14 protein-coding genes are annotated in these 17,401 nt (G+C 33.8%); 1 reads left to right on the top strand and 13 read right to left on the bottom strand.

Annotation, left to right across the window (positions count from 1 at the left end; translation table 11 throughout):
• Positions 1-9: 9 nt before the first annotated feature.
• The 12 genes from BCR24_RS13815 to BCR24_RS13760 form a co-directional block, all read right to left on the bottom strand.
• The gene (locus BCR24_RS13815) at positions 10-744 is read right to left on the bottom strand and encodes a hypothetical protein (RefSeq protein ID WP_069641101.1); all 735 of its coding nucleotides are present in this window, start codon (positions 742-744) and stop codon (positions 10-12) included.
• Between the two features lie 41 nt (positions 745-785).
• Positions 786-1,760, bottom strand: coding sequence for a DUF5067 domain-containing protein (locus BCR24_RS13810; RefSeq protein ID WP_069641100.1), 975 nt, complete (start codon positions 1,758-1,760; stop codon positions 786-788).
• Positions 1,757-4,369, bottom strand: coding sequence for a YfhO family protein (locus BCR24_RS13805; protein ID WP_069641099.1), 2,613 nt, complete (start codon positions 4,367-4,369; stop codon positions 1,757-1,759). The genes BCR24_RS13810 and BCR24_RS13805 overlap by 4 nt, the downstream gene beginning before the upstream one ends.
• A gap of 37 nt (positions 4,370-4,406) precedes the next feature.
• Positions 4,407-4,946, bottom strand: a complete 540-nt coding sequence (gene lepB, locus BCR24_RS13800; protein ID WP_069641098.1) for a signal peptidase I — start codon at positions 4,944-4,946, stop codon at positions 4,407-4,409.
• Positions 4,947-4,963: 17 nt separating this feature from the next.
• A complete protein-coding gene (gene lepB, locus BCR24_RS13795; RefSeq protein ID WP_083244419.1) occupies positions 4,964-5,686 on the bottom strand; it encodes a signal peptidase I in 723 nt (240 codons plus the stop codon).
• Between the two features lie 21 nt (positions 5,687-5,707).
• Complete coding sequence (locus tag BCR24_RS13790; protein WP_069641097.1) at positions 5,708-6,373, bottom strand: hypothetical protein; 666 nt, start codon at positions 6,371-6,373, stop codon at positions 5,708-5,710.
• 54 nt (positions 6,374-6,427) lie between these two features.
• The gene (locus BCR24_RS13785) at positions 6,428-7,486 is read right to left on the bottom strand and encodes a WxLIP family cell surface protein (protein ID WP_069641096.1); all 1,059 of its coding nucleotides are present in this window, start codon (positions 7,484-7,486) and stop codon (positions 6,428-6,430) included.
• Positions 7,487-7,582: 96 nt separating this feature from the next.
• A complete protein-coding gene (locus tag BCR24_RS13780; protein ID WP_069641095.1) occupies positions 7,583-8,362 on the bottom strand; it encodes a WxL domain-containing protein in 780 nt (259 codons plus the stop codon).
• Positions 8,363-8,391: 29 nt separating this feature from the next.
• Positions 8,392-9,204 (bottom strand): WxL domain-containing protein, encoded by an 813-nt coding sequence (locus BCR24_RS13775; RefSeq protein WP_240604467.1) that lies wholly within the window; start codon positions 9,202-9,204, stop codon positions 8,392-8,394.
• Positions 9,205-9,208: 4 nt separating this feature from the next.
• The gene (locus BCR24_RS13770) at positions 9,209-9,556 is read right to left on the bottom strand and encodes an LPXTG cell wall anchor domain-containing protein (RefSeq protein ID WP_069641093.1); all 348 of its coding nucleotides are present in this window, start codon (positions 9,554-9,556) and stop codon (positions 9,209-9,211) included.
• Positions 9,557-9,579: 23 nt separating this feature from the next.
• A complete protein-coding gene (locus BCR24_RS13765) occupies positions 9,580-12,819 on the bottom strand; it encodes a hypothetical protein (protein WP_069641092.1) in 3,240 nt (1,079 codons plus the stop codon).
• Between the two features lie 620 nt (positions 12,820-13,439).
• Positions 13,440-14,129: a DNA-binding response regulator gene (locus BCR24_RS13760; RefSeq protein WP_069641091.1), complete on the bottom strand. Its 690-nt coding sequence runs from the start codon at positions 14,127-14,129 to the stop codon at positions 13,440-13,442.
• 237 nt (positions 14,130-14,366) lie between these two features.
• Here BCR24_RS13760 and BCR24_RS13755 point away from each other — a divergent pair, with 237 nt between their 5' ends.
• Positions 14,367-15,872, top strand: coding sequence for a helix-turn-helix domain-containing protein (locus BCR24_RS13755; RefSeq protein WP_239574006.1), 1,506 nt, complete (start codon positions 14,367-14,369; stop codon positions 15,870-15,872).
• A 1-nt stretch (position 15,873) separates the two neighbouring features.
• Here BCR24_RS13755 and BCR24_RS13750 read toward each other — a convergent pair whose 3' ends face one another.
• Positions 15,874-17,394: a helix-turn-helix domain-containing protein gene (locus tag BCR24_RS13750; RefSeq protein ID WP_069641090.1), complete on the bottom strand. Its 1,521-nt coding sequence runs from the start codon at positions 17,392-17,394 to the stop codon at positions 15,874-15,876.
• Positions 17,395-17,401 lie beyond the last annotated feature (7 nt).

Here is a 17,401-nt window from a genome sequence, read left to right as displayed (position 1 = left end):
GCTGTCGTTTCATTTTTCTTCATCAATAACGTCTACAATATAAAAATACGTATTTTTTAAAATCCCTTCCGGATTGTACTGAACTGACAAGACTTTTTGCAGTTCATTTCTTTCTTTTCCAACGGCCGAGTCATCATACAAAACAATTATTTGATTGCTAAGATTATCTTTTTCCTTTTTCGTTAATGTATGAAATTCCTCTAATTTCTTATTGATATGCTTAATATTCGTTACTTGTCCCATATCTGTAATTAATTGATCGAAAGTATTATTAAGTAATTTCCCTTCTTTTGATGCATCATTTATCATGACTGATTGATTTTTTAGCGTCACCTGTCCATTCTCTCGATCAAACACATATTCGAATTCCATCGTGGTATACAAAACTAATTCCTGTGTCTCTTTGTATTGACTGACAATTTTTAAATAGAGCGTTTCACCTTGTGCTGTTATAAAATAATCAGGTTGCTCCGCATAGACTTCTTCTGTCACAAAATTTTTAGTAAAAGTAATCGTCATATCCTTGTAGTATTTTGGAAGTGAGACCTCAAATTTTTCTTTTAATAGCTTATTAAATTTTTGTTCGTCTAACATACCATAATCATATTTTCCAAAAGGCTTTTCTCTCTTCTCTTGCCAAGCAAGCGGTTTATCTAACGCATTTAGTGTTGTATGTCCATTAGCTTTGCTACAGCCACTTACAGCAATTAGAGTAAATAATAAAAATAATATTTTTTTCTTCATGATGTTCCCCTTCTGAATCCGTTGTACAATGTATTTATGTGTCATTTAGGCAGATAAATCGTTTGTGGCTTTTCATCTTTAAATTGGTCCTGATTAAAGGTTAAAACAACATCGCTTGTATCTTGCAAAGAGTATACCCAGATACCTTCCATCGTTTCTCCTTTAGTTACCGTTCTGTCACTAGCTAATGCTAGTTCTCTTAAATCAAGATCTTGATTGCCATCAGCTATTTTTTCTGGTGTAAGTTTTATCCCTTTTTGCTCAGCAATAATATATGACTGAATTTCCTTCGGTATCACATTATCATTTCCCAAATTAGTTAATTGGTAGTGTAGCACTAATTTTTTGCTTTTTTCATCCTCTAATAAAGTCATCACACCATCAATAGTAAACGTAAGGTTAGCGTTTTTCACTTCTACAGTATCTCCATTAGACTTTTCTAGTTCGGTACTGTTAGTGCTGTCATTGCTTCCCTTACTTTTAACCTCAACTAATGTCTCAACACTCTCATCAATGATTATGGACCTTTCTTTATAATCTCCATCATTTGCTGAATAAAAGATTAATTCTACAAATCCATGTTCTGTTTCTAAGTAGTAAAAATGAGCCCAGACATCTTTCTCCTGAAAAGTAGTATTTAGTGTGTATTTAATAGCTTTATGCTTATTTATTTCATATTCTTTCATATATACGCCATCTAACTCTTTATAGCCGTAGCGCTTTTGTAACTCTAGTCTTGTTTTTGATGGAAAATCTTTTAAATCAACTGTTGATTTTAAGTAGATCATAATAAACATGCTTGAATTACTTCTTGTGTCTTCTGCTCCAAAAACAGCTTTTTTATTGAATTTTTCTTGAAAAGAATCAACCTTCTCCCATTTCGCAGGGAGTTGAAACTGATAGGTTATTTCTTGTCCTTCAACTGTTGTTTTTTCCCCAGACAGCTTTTCCGAACATCCTATCAATAGAATGAAACAGAAAATAGGTAAAAAAAACATACTAATCTTTTTTTTCATTTTATAGTCCTCTCATCCTTCATTTTGGCTTTCAATATCTTATATTCTCTCCAATAAAGTACTAAAAATACGCTGATACAAAAGACAAAGAGACAGGAGCCAATCCTAAATCCTTGAGGTAGGAAAATAAATTCCACCTTGTGCTTACCTTTTGGAACCTCTATTGCCAAAAATGCCTTATTAAAGGAGTTAATCTTCGTTTCTTTACCATCAATGTATGCTTTCCATCCTTTGTCGTATGGAATTGTTGTTAGAAGTGTTTCTTCTTTCATGCTCACTTCAAAAGAACCGAATGCTTTTCTACCCTCAACCTTAAAATCGGCGCCCTTTTCTTTTAAGGGCTCCATTAATTTATCAAAAGCCTTTGTATCTAAAATCAGTCCATCCGGTCGAATTAACTTTACAACTGGCACTCCTCTAAAACTTGCTTTTATCGTCACATTCGTTGATTCCTCATAGTAACCGACATTGAAGTATTGACCAGCTCTCGGCATGTCTGCTGTTCGAACAACACCGTTTACTTCAACATCTACCACAGCATCTCTCATCATGCTACTGTCTTCAGCTAATAGACTAATATAAGCTTGAGAATGTGCTGGTACTTCTAAACTCCAAGTAATACTTTTGTCACTTGCCGGTCTTTCTTCTGAATAATACACAACGTCTCCATCATATTCAGTAATTAGATTTTCTGTGTTGACCTCTTTTGGTTGCTTAAAGTAAAAGAGCTTTTCGTTTGTACCTGCTAAATAATTCAATAAATCTTCCTGACTCTTATTTTGTCCTGATTTGTATATTTCTTTACTCGTTCTTATTGCAAGTGGTAACGTATTGCTGTTTTTATATAATGTATATGCCCCTTGACTTCGTTCTTTTTTAAAGCCATATTTCATCGGATTATCTTTCGATAGGTTGTATTTAATTCCTAACAGAGTATCCATCAACAATGTATTGTTTTGATAATCAATATACAAGTTTGAACCTGTCGAACGGAAGCCTAAATCATTTAAATAGCTTGCTGAATTTCGATTACGAATTGAAGAAAACATGGTAACACCACTATAGCCATAGTTAAAACTCTCATTTTGAGAAACAGGATTTAAATTAGCCATTCTATAAAACAGATCATTCTCCTTTTGCATCTGATCAACAAGACTAGAAATATCCTGATAATATTGACTATATAGTTCACGCTTTGGATAATTCCAATCATTGCGTACACCTTCCAGTATTTTCCCCGTATTGAGAAAAAGTTCACAGGTAATAATCAAAAGGATTCCAACATAAAGCATTAATTGATTTTTTTTATTTTTCTTTAAAGCTATAAATACAATCATGTATAAAAGCAGGAACAGGATTGTATATATAAGAGATTCTCCATTAATATAACTATAGCGCTTCTTATTAGATGCTACGACTGCTACAATAAATAGAATAATCAATGCTATTCCTGCATTTATCAATGTATGCAGATCTTCTTTTTCAAATTTTTCCAGTCCAAAACCTGCAAGCATCAATACAAAAAATGATAATAAAAAACTAAACCGGAATAGAAACATATTTGGTGAATGAAGTCCATGCCAAAACAGATTCAACGGTTGAATATAGATACTAATCATTAAAAACAGCCCAATAAACCCATTTATCAGCTTGTTTTTCAATGGAATTTTTTTTGTTAGAAAATAAAACGTACAGAAAAGTAATGGTAATAGACCTACATAAACAAAAGGAGCAGCTTCATACTTAGAAGTGTCATATACGCCATTCATATTTTTTATTATAATATCCCATAGTCCTGTATCAGGTGTTAATAATTGAGTAATTTGGGTCAAGCTTTCACCATTACTCATCAAATCAAAAATAGTAGGCAAAATGGTAACCATAGAGGCACCGCCCGCAAGAAAAGAGACAGATAAATACAGTATTAGACTCTTTTTGTAGCGTTGCCACTCAATTAAGAAACGGGCACTATAGTATAGAAAAGAAAAGATTCCCACCATAAATGCCATATAGAAATTGGATAAAAATAAAAGTAAATAACTAACAAATAGTAATCCAATTTTTCTTTGATCCATCAATCGATTAATTCCTAAAATAATTAATGGTAAATAAACCATAGCATCTAACCACATAATCATTGGAGAATAAGAAACAGTATATGACATTAACGCAAAACAAACACTCAATCCCACGGTTATCCACTTAGAGAGTTTGAATGTTTGATTGCTATAAATCCAGAAAGTACCACCCATTGCTCCAAATTTTAGTAATGTAATACAATACATTGCATCAGGAATTTGACTATTATGAAATAATCCTACAATTGGTGTAAATAAACCATTTAAATAGTAGGCCGCTAATGACCAGTAATTTAATCCTAATGATCCGTTCCAAGTATAAAAAATACTTTGTTTTCCTTGTAGCATATTGTTAAAACTCGCATAGAAATTGGAGAATTGAGCAAATGCATCACTCGCTAATAGCGTTGTCTCACTACCAAAATAAATCCCCTGTTGATAATAGGCAACGCCAATAATTCCTACAGGCAAAATAATACTTAGTGCTAATGTAAAAACATTTTCTTTTAAGAACATCGTTATCTTTTTCATAGAACCTCTACTTTCCGTTATCCTTCAACTAAATAAACTATTTCATAGAACCTACTCTATCTAGCGGATAATATCTCCAGCATACAACCCCTTCAATTTGCTCCCTATTTATAAGTCCAAAACTTCGGCTATCGTTCGAATGATTTCTGTTATCCCCTAATACAAAGTATTTGTCTTCCGGAATTTGGTGTTGTTTTTCTAAAATCATAGCCACGCCATCTGTCACTGTTATCTCTTCATGCTTTCTATAATCATTATTTAAATAACTAATACGCAAAGAGTTTCCATTTAACACTAAAGAATCTCCAGGCATCCCTATTACTCGTTTTACATATGATTCTTGTGGATTATCTCCTGGTTTAAGCGTAATGATATCTAACCTTTTTGGCATTTTACCTTTTCTCACAAAAATCTTATCTCCATCTTCTAATGTGGGAAACATTGATACACCATTCACCAGATGTGTCCTAAATAAGACTAAAAATAGCATACAGATTAAGATTAAAATCAGAAATACACTATTTTTTTTTTTATCTACTATAGAAAAAATTTTTTCCAACTTCCTTCGTTTGATCATTTTTCATTTCCTCGTATCTAAAAAGATTGTATTTGATGGAAAGGCATCACTCTCATTTTTACTACTCCGACAATATCTTTTTCATCTATGTAGCCTAATTCTCGGCTATCTGAGGCGTAAGGTCGATTATCACCTAATACAAAATATTTTCCTTCTGGAATCCGTTGATCTCCAGTTACTTCTTGTAATCCAAAATCCTTAGTAAAAGTACTATTTTTTTTATCATTGCGGCTAGTCTTCATTATTTCGACTAAAAAACGCTCAGGAACTCTCTTGTCTTCTACAAACAATTGATCTTCCCTATAGTAAAACTGCTCTTTCGGAAGCCCTATGATTCTTCTAACCGCCATCTCATTACTTTTTGTATCACGATAATAAACCAAGTCAAAACGTTTCACCTTACTCAATTTATTTACAAGTACACGATCATTATCCATTAAAGTGTTTAACATGGAATAACCTTCTATTTTTGTCAAAGAAAATGTTAGCTGCTGTATTATTATCAACAAAAAGAAGGTAATCAAAATCGTTAAACCTAGCTCTTGAAACAATTGTTTCATTTTTTTTTGAAGCTTTTTCTTTTTGTGCGCTAATCGCTTTTTCTTATTGGGCAACTGAGGATTTTTCTCCTGTTGCTTTCTATTGACTTGCTTCCGCCTCTTATCCTTTGTAGATTTCACCTTTACCGAAGAATTTGGCGATTTTGGTCTAGCTTTAATATTTCTATTTTCCCGGGTCATGTCATCACCTCTGGAAAACTACTATTTTTTCTGTTTTAATGCAACTTCATTTACAGCAAACAATTTGAATATTGTTTTTTGAGTTGTCTGCAATTGTTTAACGGTCTTTTGATAAGTTTGAATATATTCTATATTCGATACTTTTTCTTTATCGATATTACTAAGATTGGCACCTAATTCCCTGATTTTAGTATAATATCTATTCAATGTTTTTTGACGGTCAACAGCCAATCCAGCATAAGCTTTTTTATTTCCATATGTTACTAAAAGAGAACTCACTTCTTTGATTCTTTCTTCAATTGACTCTGCACTTGCCCCATTTTCAGCACCTGTTAATTGCTTACCTACTTCATCTATTAAAAAATAGCTTTGAACAATAGCGTTAGCGTCCTCTTTTTCTAGGGTCGTCTGTTGATAATACCTTGAATAAGATGCTGCTCCTACCATAATAAGAACTGATAAAAATAGAACTGCTGCTCTTCGAAAATGCTTTTTCGTCGATTTTTGTGTTCGACTGATTAATTTTTTCAGCTTTTTCCGTTTGCGTTTATCTTTCATTTTTTTTCTTTTTAAAGTGGTATATTTTCTTTTTGCTTGAATTGCAAAAACTAAGGATAATAGGCTGAAAATGAAAAAGAGGATAGCACACGATAGTAATGCAATAAATGCCCAATCTAAAATGCTCACTGCACTGCTCCTCCTTTAATTACTGAAATCATTATTTTACCTCTAAGATTTACGTTATTTCTTCTTTTTCTTCTTCTTTTTCTGCTTTTGTTTCTTTTTCACAACTCGGATTATCACAAAAACAATAATTGCAATAATAAAGACACCACCAACAATCAAAGCAATCAATTTCCAATCAACTCCGCGTTCTTGAACCAAGGTAACATCTTGAGCATTGTATTTATCTGCTTCTTTTTGGGTAATCGTAAAATCATCCGACCATTCCCATTTTTTATCATTGCTTTTCACTAAAATATGACCAGTGTAGTCGCCTGCTTCCATTCTTTCCCCATTCATTTCTACTGGGAAATTTATCATTGAATTAGGCGCCATACGCATATCTGTTTTTGTTGTATCATATAGCACTTCATCGGAGCCTTTTTTCGTTACCTGAAGGTCAATACTCATATTATTTAGAAACTCTGATTCAACATTCGAGAAATTTGCATACACAGCATTACGATAATTAGTTAAACCTGCATAAAACTTATTAAATTTCACCTCTGGTTGCACAGGTGTATCTGTTTCTCTCAAGACTATTCCTACAACAAAGGCATAACGATTGACGATTTGCTGCTCTTTTTCTTCTTTTTTCTTTGTCTCTTCCGACGGAATTACTTGCATCTGAACACCACCTGTGATAATACCATCATAACTTTCAGCAGGCATCGCAATATCTAAATTTAACGGAACCGTACCTTTTGGCGGAATATTTACTTTTTCAGGACCTTTTACAATGTCCTTAAATTCATATTTTAACGAAGCATCCTTTTCTAATTTAGATGGTCCAAATTCTAATACACCATTTGAATTTGTTTTTGCTCCATTCAAAGAGATTCCTATTTCAAGATCCTTATCTGTAATATTTGTAAGCTCAATTTGTACAGTTTGGTTTTGATTCGGGTTCATGTTTAAATCAAAATAATTAGCATATCCATTCTGGTTTTCAGGTCTAATCACTTTATAGTTAAAGTTCCCCGTGTCTTCATTTGCATATGTGACTTGAGCATAGGCAGTCATGCCCAGTATGTATAAGATAAGTGTACTAAAAATAATATGTTTAATCTTTTTCATTTTTTTCTCTACCCTTCATCAAGAACAAAGATAAGAGTAGTTCTACTCTTATCTTTGATTTCAATTATTTTAAAATATGCTCACAAGTTAATTTGCTTATGGTAAAACAGCCATTTTCCAAGTGATTTCACCTTTATAAGCTGTATCTTCAAACAATTCTGAATCATCTTTAATGTTCAATTTAACTGATTTTTCAGAGTCAGTTACATCACCAGCGCCTTTTTTACCAAATGACATACGGTAAATCCCGCGACCTTTAGCTGCATCAGCATTCACAAGAATGTCTGTTGGTTCGCCAAATTTAACAGCCTCTGTAGATACAGCAGCCGTTGGAGCTAATGCGTTTGTTGGATCTGTTTGAGATTGAATACTACCATTCAAATAGTTTAGTTCTGCACCTGTAAGTGTTCTTTCAGCACCTTCAAATGTTGTAGAAAGTTGTTTTGTAATTTCAGCAGTGATTACATATTTGTGGTCTGCTGTTGAACGATCATCAATAAAATCAACGAAATTTTCAGTTATAATTTCATCTTTTGCTCCAGCATTTCCAACAAAGTTTTGTGCAAAGAAGTGACGACCAGAACCTGATGCTGAAGAATTAGCTTTACCAAAGTTTAATGGTGTACCGGCTCTCATTCCAAAAGTTCCTGCATCTGTTGTTACTAGTCCTGATGTAAGTACTACATCACTACCCTCTGGATTTGTTGTAGTAATTGTAGTGTCTCCTGGTCCCTCATTTTTTGTAAATTGGATATCCATTCCTGCTGGTGGTAATTTACCATCCGCTACATCCGCTTTTGTTACTGTTGGCAAAGCAACTGATACTCCAACGATAGCTAATAAAGCTGCTCCGCATAATTTGTGTGTTAATTTCATTTGTGTTTCCTCCTAAAAATATTTTTTATTTATGGTAGCTCGGAAATAATCCAAGTTAGCACCGTAGTGTAAGTTCCTGGTTCTTTTTTAGTTGCCCCCGGGATAGACAATTTTACTGCACTGTTTGTATATAGTTGCTTGCCAAGTGACGGATCCATAACGGGCTTCCCATTATCATCCACCATTGGTACAAGAGTGGGATCTTTTTCATTTTTATTTTGGTCAGACGCTCCGAATACAATCGACCACGTACCGCCACCATTACCAAGATCAGCTTCTGCTATGTTGTATGTTTCACCAACATTAGTTAAACGGATAATTTCTTTGGAAACATGTGGCGAATATTCAGCGCTTTTCTTTGAATTCGTCCATGACTTATCAAAAGAAAGGACGGCTCCGTCTAAAGTACTTCCAGCCTTTTCTGTATGGGTAAATTGTTTTTCTTGACGTAGCTGTAACAACCACCCAGTAGGATTAGTACGGTAATCTGATACTTGAATGAAGTTTCCTCTTGCTGAAATTTGTTCATCTTTAAACAACTGAGCTTTAACGATGTAGTCACTATCGTTATCCGTTACCTCTCCAGTGCTAAATGATAATTTCGGTGCGAAGTCAATCCGTAATCTTTCTTTTGAAGCCGTATTGGACTCACCAGGTTCTACCGTTAGATCCGGATTTTCGGGATCTTTAATGCCATCCCCCTCATCCTCTCGGCCAGAAAAACCAACCTCCATACCTGGAGAAAGTCCTTCAGCGTAGACAGCAGTTCCAGACAGCAGTCCAAGGGTATTACTCAATAGGAGTATTGATAAAACAAGATTCATTCTTACCTTCTTTTTCACTGTTTTATAGCCCCTTCCCTTGTGTATTCTTTGATTTCTTTTTATTGAACATTCTGTATAAGAATATTCCTACAACCAAAAGAATACCGCTGATTGATAAGCTTATCGTCACTAATTCACCCGTTGAAGGTAAACGTCCTATCGGCTTTTTCACTACAGGTGGTTCTGAAGACGCTGTTGGCTTTGTCGGTTCGGTTGTCGGCTCTGTCGATGGTTCTGTTAGATTCTCACGAATGACGATATCTCCATTTGTTTGAACACTTTCAGCCAATACAGTAAGAGAACCGCTCCAGAAAAAAGCACCCATGACAATTAAGGAAAAGATAACCTTACTATAACGATTTCGTTTCATCTTTTTATCATCCTTCCTTCTCATCATGGCGTCTCACTCAACTCAAATAGAATCTCTCCATGGTACTTCCCTAAAGCATTCACTGCACCAGGTGCAATTTCTAGCTTAAGTCCGTTCCCATCAGCACTCCATTCCTTGCTTACATCGTACTTTCCAGAATCTAAGTGAGAAACGATCTGATATCCCTGATTATTTAAAATCGTTTCTGTTTTACCGTTCTTATAACGAATAGCATTTTTAAGGATAGTCTTACCATCCTGATTTAACAATTCTTCTGTCAGCTTCACGCTTAATGACCAACCAGGCATACTTTCTCTAGTATCTGAGACAACTAGTGGTAGACCAATAACTTCTGGATCGTCTACTCTTATTTTTTTATAAGAGGCTATATTCAACTTGAAATCAAATGATTCTGGAGACGATAGGTAGACTAAACGTCCTGTAAACTTATATTCCCAAGAAGCGGTAGAACTATCTACAGCTACCTCGCCCTTTGGTAAAGAAGACTCATCAAATGTGTATTCTTCTTTAAGCTTCATCAGTGTGTCTTGCACTGCTTGCTCTAACGATAAGTCAATCGTGTCATTTAGTTCTCGGTCAATTGTAATATCTGGATGAATCGTAGCTCCTATTGCATTGACAAACTTAACTTTAAAATGAACGACTTCGGTTAGACGATAACTTACTTCTTCTGTTTCTTGGTTATATTTATCCATTCCTTTTACGAAAATTTCGTAACTGGCACCAACTGGAAACAACCCTTTATCTAATGTAAAGCTAAATTTTCCACTCGTTTGATCAATGACCACATCGTTTTCTGAAAGTTCCTTGTAAACTGCACCAACTTCTCCATTTTTCACGATCTTATATTGAAGTTTTGCTGGGAAATATTCGGTTGTGATCGTTCCTTTTACGGTTTGCGTTTCACCTAGTGAAGGACCATTCTTGTTATCTAAGACTAACGCTGGTTTTCCTGGCTTAATAAACTCGACATTTTGAACATCCGCTTCCACACCAAAATTATCAACAATTGTAACCGTTAAAGTGTGTGCAGTTTCAAAAGGAAGTTTTTCTGCTGGGATTTCAAAAGTCGCATTAGCGGTTTCAATCATCGGTTTACTTGGATCAGTTGCACCGATCACTTTATCTAATTTAGTCCAGTTCGCCTCACCATCCACTTTATATTGAATAAATAGTGGGTAAGAGTCTCCTGTGTGTTTTAATTTCGCCAACTCTAATGTATAAGATGGTTTTGTATTATCCAAAATCTGAATAATATCGCTTGCTAACTCAAATGTCGGTTTTGCATGATTGACTGCCAAACGGATATCTTCAACGTTTGAAATCATATCGTATTTATTGATTGCCCGAATTGAAAAGCGATAATCGGCATTTGCAACTAATGGTATTTCAGAAGCTGGAATCGTATAAGAAAATTTACTATCTACTGAATTAGCATCAATCGTTGTCGCAAGCTTGTAGCTACTATCTGGTGCATCTGTTTTCTTGATGTAGATATTAGTAGGATTATAATGAAGTTCGCGATCAGGCTCTGCAGCAATCTTATTGATGACACTTCCTGATACAGTAAAGTCTTGTCCTACACCGCCATTCTTTTTATCTACTGTTAACTTTGGTTCTCCTGCTACATAGACAATTTTAGCAGTTTGAGTCGATGATTTTTTTGGCTTTTCCTCGCTGTTTTGGGCATAGATAGTAATCGTATGCTCGTCTTTATTCAGGTTAGGAATCTCTAATTCAAACGGCATTTCATTTCCTAATTGAGCACTGGATGTGTAGCCAGCCGGCTCATATATTTGTTCCGGTCCACCGTCGATTGAGTAGTAAAGCGTTGTATTCAAATTAGAGCCATCATACCAAACACCAGATACTTTGGCGGTCGGTTTTTGATCGGTTATATTGTATTCATCTTCATCCAAATAGAGAGTTGGAGCGTCAGAAACAATACTCATCCCGTATTGGAAACTATACCCTTCGATGTCTCCAGGTTTAAATGTTTTGGGCTGATTTTTAAAGAGTACTGCAGGATAAATATAAATACCACCTGAAGTAGTATCTTTATATAGGTATGTCCCTGCTTCTCCTGCTTCTCCAGCACCTCCTGGTATTGCTTCAAAGCCAGTCCCATACCTATCAGAAAAGGCAAAAGGGTTCCCCTTGGTGGTGCCATAAAAAGTCGTAGTATTCCCGCCAGTCCAATTATCTGGTCCATTCGGTAAACCCAGATAATAATTAATTCTCGTTTTACCAGTAGCTACAGTAGGCCACTCAGTATATGATCCAGCCTGATCTCCTATCAATCTCAAAGGAGCATTGTTCTTAGTGCCTATTGCAGGTATAAACTGTCCATTAAGTGTAAAATCATTTAAAACTTTTGTATTAGGGTCGTTACTTGGTAAGAATCCATCAATTCTGTTCGGAGTCGTTTCTAGAGTAGAATCATAATCTGGATTTTCAGTTCTCAAATATGGTAAATTCTGGATAAAGTAATCAACTTTGACCGAGCCATTTCTTTGTCCTGTCATGATCATTGTCGTCGCTAATTGAATATCATTTTCCACACCATAAGGATTCTTATCCATACTGCCACCAGTACTTTTAGGTATATTTTTAGTTATTGTATAATAACGATACATATAAGCAGTCATACCATTTTTCATTACTTTTTTATAATAACGTCCATCTACACCAGTAGGCGGCTTATTCCAATTAGTTCCAATCTCGTCTACTCGCATGTCGGAAGTTGACAGCGTCTGTTTACCATTACCAGGATCATAACTCCAGCTTAAAAGCCGACTTCTTGGATATGAATCTGAATTCGCTATAGCAGGTACGTAGGTAGATCCGGATTTTAAATAGATATTTGGTGTCATTGGAAACAGCTTATCTCCACGTAGATTGACATCTTTCCCAACAACTGCTTGAGAAGGCACGTTAGCAATTATTGAATTTGGATCATAACCACCTATACCAAAATTAAATGATTTTCCACCATCCAGCGGTATGGATGCATGTTCAATGGTCTGTATTCGTTGCCAGCCTTCCTCTTCTGGATTCGCAAGAAATTCTTCTGATTGATGATCTCTTGTTATACTTCTCGGAGCTGTTGTTTTCGATACTTGCTCTGATTCATTTGCATCAACGTTTTCGGCTTTTATACTACTCCCACTCCAATAAACAATCCCAGATACCAATAACAGGGAAAATATTGAACCCGCTATTCCAACATTTCTTTTTTTCATTGTTTCTCCTCCTTTCTTTCCATAATTCATCTTTTTCAATTTAATAAAAAAATGAATTACATTTTTTTATTTCAACTTTATAAGTTAATAAAGAAGAAAACAATATAATACTATCCCCATATTTATTTACATCATTTTTTAAAACCAACAAGCGTAATTATATATTATTTCTTTTTATGTTTCTTTCATCTTTTTCAGCACTTAAGGAAGTAAGCGAAAGATAGTTCTTGCATTCACTATCAAAAAACGCGATTATTTTACCTTTCACTACTTAAATTAGGCTCATTTCAAATCATAGTAAATCGGCTCTTAACTTAAATTCCCGAAAAATACATTTTATATTAATAGATAATAAAAGAAATTAATTTAATTAAAATGATGTTTTTTATAAATAAATAGTTAAAACTATAAATATAATGATATCTTATTCCACTAATCTGTTCTTTCAACATCATCACAAGGTGTGGAATTATTTGAAATTCATTCTTTTTGATTGCAAAAATTCTTCTATGTATGAACTGACCCTAATAAAGTGTCCGTTCAGGTATTTTCTCGGTTATAGTATGAAACAAATAAAAATACTTATTATTTTATTTCTATTGTGCTGCAAGAGCTATTCGTTAAATATTCAACATATATCCTCTTGAGCGAACAGTCTTAATAAATTTCGGCTTTTTAATGTTTGTTTCAACTTTTCTTCTTAAGTGATAAACAACATTAGCCACACGGTAGCGTTTGTTTTCTAATGAGTCATCATTCCAGATTTGTTGATAAATCGTTTCGTAGTCGACCGCTGTATTTGGGGTCTTTAATAGTAGCTCCGCGATTTTATATTCAAGCTTAGTCAAGACAACTTCGTTTCCGCCGTCTATCACAACACTGATATTACTAGAGTTCAGTTGGAACATGCTTTTGTTTTCTGAAATCTCTTCAATTGATTGATTCGGTCGATTTTCCTGTCCGATTCTGCATAAGGCATTGTCGATAATCAAACCGATCTCTTTTATTTCTCTGTTCGCTTCAAATACTTGATCGGCACCTAATTGTAAATAAACTAATTTCCCTACCGAACTTTCTGTTACAGTAGAAACCCATATATAACACTGCGATTGTTTTCTAATCTTCAATATTAGGTCACAAATAGTACTTAAATCTGACGTTTCTTCCTCTCGAATAATGACTGCGTGTAATTCATCGACTGGCTTACTATCTTCTGTTAGTTCGATTATGTTATATTTTTGGCTTAAAAATTCATGGTTAATCACATTATCTGTTGATTCGTTTAGATAAAGTATCCCTATGTTATGCATTTAAAATATTCGCTCCTTTTCAATTTAGTTAACTATTCTCTATTTTTTTTATTTTTTATTTATCTATTTGTTATGATAAATCATTTCGTTTTATATTGTTTTCAATACAGGCAGAGGGTTAAGAAATAATTGAAATTTATTTAATTTTCTAATCATCTCTACAAGCTTCCTTAAAGACTTTATGCTATTATATCTATGTATTTAAGCAATGCTACATACAAGTAAGGAGTGTTTAGAATGGAATCTCTTTTTATGAAAAAAAATGAAACACTTCGCTTCGAATTATTAAAAGAACTTCTCTATGCCCCAAATGGTGTGTCCACTAAGGATATGATGAAAAAGTTTACTATTTCTAGCAAGACCTTTTATCGTTATAAACAAAAGCTCAATGACGACCTAAACCATGTGTTTCCATATCAACAAGTAAAAATAAGAAAAATAAAACTTCTTTATATGATTAATTTAGCTGATTCTTTAACGTTTAGCTATGTGATTGATTCCATGAGACTCTACTATATCAAGCATTCGCAACGGTTCTCGATTCTGGCTGCTCTGTTAAAAAGACACTATGTTTCCGTTGAGTCTTTAGCTCAAGATTTATCTTTAAGCCCGTCTCACGTTTATTCAAATTTAAAACAACTAAAAAACCTTTTGTCTCCATTTCATTTGAAGATTTCTTTTGCACCCACACTTTATCAAACCAACATAATTGGGGAAGAGAAAAATATTCGTGTCTTAGGTTTTATTTTGTTTTGGATTATATTTAAAGGATTGGAATGGCCCTTTGAAAAAACACCGAGTGCTTATCAGACAATGCCCATAGTCGTTGATGATGAACGACTATCTTTTTCACAAAAAAATAGAATCCGATATTTTCAAAACGCAACATTTTGGCGTATGCTCTATAGAAAAGAGAGCCTGACCCTTTCTGGTGAATTTATGGACTATCTTCGCTTTTTTGAGCAAGAATCGCCTACTCTTTTATTTTCTGAGTTAGATCATGTCGATTTAGATTCCATCGATGTGAAAAGCGAAGCTTATTTCTTTGGTTTTTTATCGAGATTCCTTGTCGCTAATATTGATTCTGACGAAGAAAAAAAGAGAATTGCGCAACATTTTATCAACTCTGAACTACCCATCGCTTTGTTAACTACAAAAATTTTAAATAAGCTATTATTGGCTTATAATGTAAAGCTCACAAGCGATAATTATCTTAAAAATTATTATTTATTGATCATAAACTTGTTATATATTCGCTATATCGGCATAGATTTTAGACGATTTTTGGTAAATGACTCTGTTGAATCTAAAGCCAAATGGTTTGCTCCAAATGAAGATTCTTATCGATCATTCGTAAAAGAAGCGATGGTTAGCGAACCTTTATTGAAAAAATATATGAAGCCTGGTTTTATCTCTTTAATGGCAAAATTTTTTCATTCCATTTTGAAAAGTGCTGAAAAAGAGGCTAAGCTATTGATTTTTATTCAACATTCGCCTAATAACTTTATTTATGATTTTATCAAGAATAACTTATTGATTATTTTTGGCGATTCGACATTAGGTTTTACTTTTGATGCTGATAAGGCGGATATCATTATTTCTGATTCTTATGAATTGGAGCAAACAAATGTATGTAGCTTTCATTTTGAGCATTCTCATGATCCCGAAACTTGGAAGGCTTTGATTCTATTTGTCAGCGGCAAAATTTATGCTCTTCATAATCCTCAATTGAAGCAATCGTAGCTTACTTGCTGTTCACCACTAGTGTTCTTTCATAGTAAAACATCAAAATTTTTTCTTCTATTTCTTCTAACAGTAGAGAAAAATCGAAACTGTTTGAAAAAGAAGAGATAAAAATCACTTTCGCTTTTGGCTCTATTTGCTGTAGCTGAACATCGGTCACAATAACGTCGGGAGAAGCACTTTGATTTTCTACAAATTCAACTCTGTCACTAAAAATGAGATTAATTTTTTGGCGTAAAATGGGTTCTACGAATACCTTAGAATTTTGTATCAAAATCTTAACTTTCGGAAAGTCCATTTGCAGGAATTTCGTTAAAATGGTATAGACTACTAAATAGACGTAATCTGTCAATGTTTCTCGATTGATAGATTTTTTGATTTCTTTAAAAAACAGACCATATTCCGTCTGATCGATCAACTCACACATAAGATTTTGAACGCCCAGTTGAATTTTTTGTTCCGCTGTATCCGCATGATAATAACTTTTTTCATCGTAAATATAATAAAAAATTCTAGGATCAATAAAGCTGGTCTCAAATAGTAAGTGCATCATATCTATTTCTTTTCTTATTTCCCAATAAATCGATGAACTCGTTGTCTCTCGAAAAAAAGTAGTGATTATTTTATCAGTTAATAGATTACTGTATTTTATAAAGCTAAAATTCGTTTCATTAAAAAATTTGGGGTATTCCTCAATTTCAAATGACTCTTCATGTGATAAGCGTTCTTTATACAGCAAAAATAATACAGCACTCGTTTCATCCCAAGATTGTTGCTCTGTTCTATTCTTATGTAAATGAAAATAGTCAAAAAACAAGTTTGTATAAAGCCCCTCTTGAAATTGTGCTGACAGCTTGGATAGGATACTTTTCTCTATACTTTTTTTATGACTAAAGCGGACATTACAAATGTAAATTAATAAACAAAATTTATTCTTTTTAACACTGTCTATTTTATCCCACTCTTTGATATTGCTACTTAAATAATCATCAATCTCCTCATAACTATCTGTATCAAACGTCCAACTATTTAAAGCATTCGAAAAAAAGAGAAAAAAGAAATTCCTAATTCTTAACTCATCGCCTTCTATCTCATTGGTTCGAGTTAAGCTCAGCTCACATCGACTCAATATTTTCTGCAGTCTTCTTCGATGACGAGAGAATGTCGCAGGACTTATAAATTCTATATCGCAAAAAGTAATCGCATCGATTCTGTCCATCAAAAAAAGATGTTTGATCATTTTATACAATATAGATTGTTTTAAATGTTTATTACTAATACTTACTATATCTAAATTATTTGCATGCACACCTTGTATCGTCTGATTGGTATAATAAACTTCAAATTGTTCTTTTGAAACATCTAGTTCCTGTTCAAACTGTTTAATAATCATTGAAACAGTCTTTTTTGAAAGCTTTGTCGCCTTCCCTATTTCTGCTAAACTCACTTCTTTTCTTTGATTATCTACATAGCTTAAAACATTTATGCGTCTATCATAAACATCATCCAAAAAAATACGCACATTTATT

It is taken from the genome of Enterococcus ureilyticus (assembly GCF_001730315.1).
In the GTDB taxonomy this organism is placed as follows: domain Bacteria; phylum Bacillota; class Bacilli; order Lactobacillales; family Enterococcaceae; genus Enterococcus_L; species Enterococcus_L ureilyticus.
The sequence above is the reverse complement of the archived record's forward strand: the minus strand, read 5'-3'. Positions and strand labels throughout refer to the sequence as shown.

Coding starts and splice junctions, on each gene's coding strand:
- BCR24_RS13815 (WP_069641101.1), bottom strand. CDS start 744: ATGAAGAAAAAAATATTATTTTTATTATTTACTCTAATTGCTGTAAGT.
- BCR24_RS13810 (WP_069641100.1), bottom strand. CDS start 1,760: ATGAAAAAAAAGATTAGTATGTTTTTTTTACCTATTTTCTGTTTCATT.
- BCR24_RS13805 (WP_069641099.1), bottom strand. CDS start 4,369: ATGAAAAAGATAACGATGTTCTTAAAAGAAAATGTTTTTACATTAGCA.
- lepB (WP_069641098.1), bottom strand. CDS start 4,946: ATGATCAAACGAAGGAAGTTGGAAAAAATTTTTTCTATAGTAGATAAA.
- lepB (WP_083244419.1), bottom strand. CDS start 5,686: ATGACCCGGGAAAATAGAAATATTAAAGCTAGACCAAAATCGCCAAAT.
- BCR24_RS13785 (WP_069641096.1), bottom strand. CDS start 7,486: ATGAAAAAGATTAAACATATTATTTTTAGTACACTTATCTTATACATA.
- BCR24_RS13780 (WP_069641095.1), bottom strand. CDS start 8,362: ATGAAATTAACACACAAATTATGCGGAGCAGCTTTATTAGCTATCGTT.
- BCR24_RS13770 (WP_069641093.1), bottom strand. CDS start 9,556: ATGAAACGAAATCGTTATAGTAAGGTTATCTTTTCCTTAATTGTCATG.
- BCR24_RS13765 (WP_069641092.1), bottom strand. CDS start 12,819: ATGAAAAAAAGAAATGTTGGAATAGCGGGTTCAATATTTTCCCTGTTA.
- BCR24_RS13760 (WP_069641091.1), bottom strand. CDS start 14,129: ATGCATAACATAGGGATACTTTATCTAAACGAATCAACAGATAATGTG.
- BCR24_RS13755 (WP_239574006.1), top strand. CDS start 14,367: ATGGAATCTCTTTTTATGAAAAAAAATGAAACACTTCGCTTCGAATTA.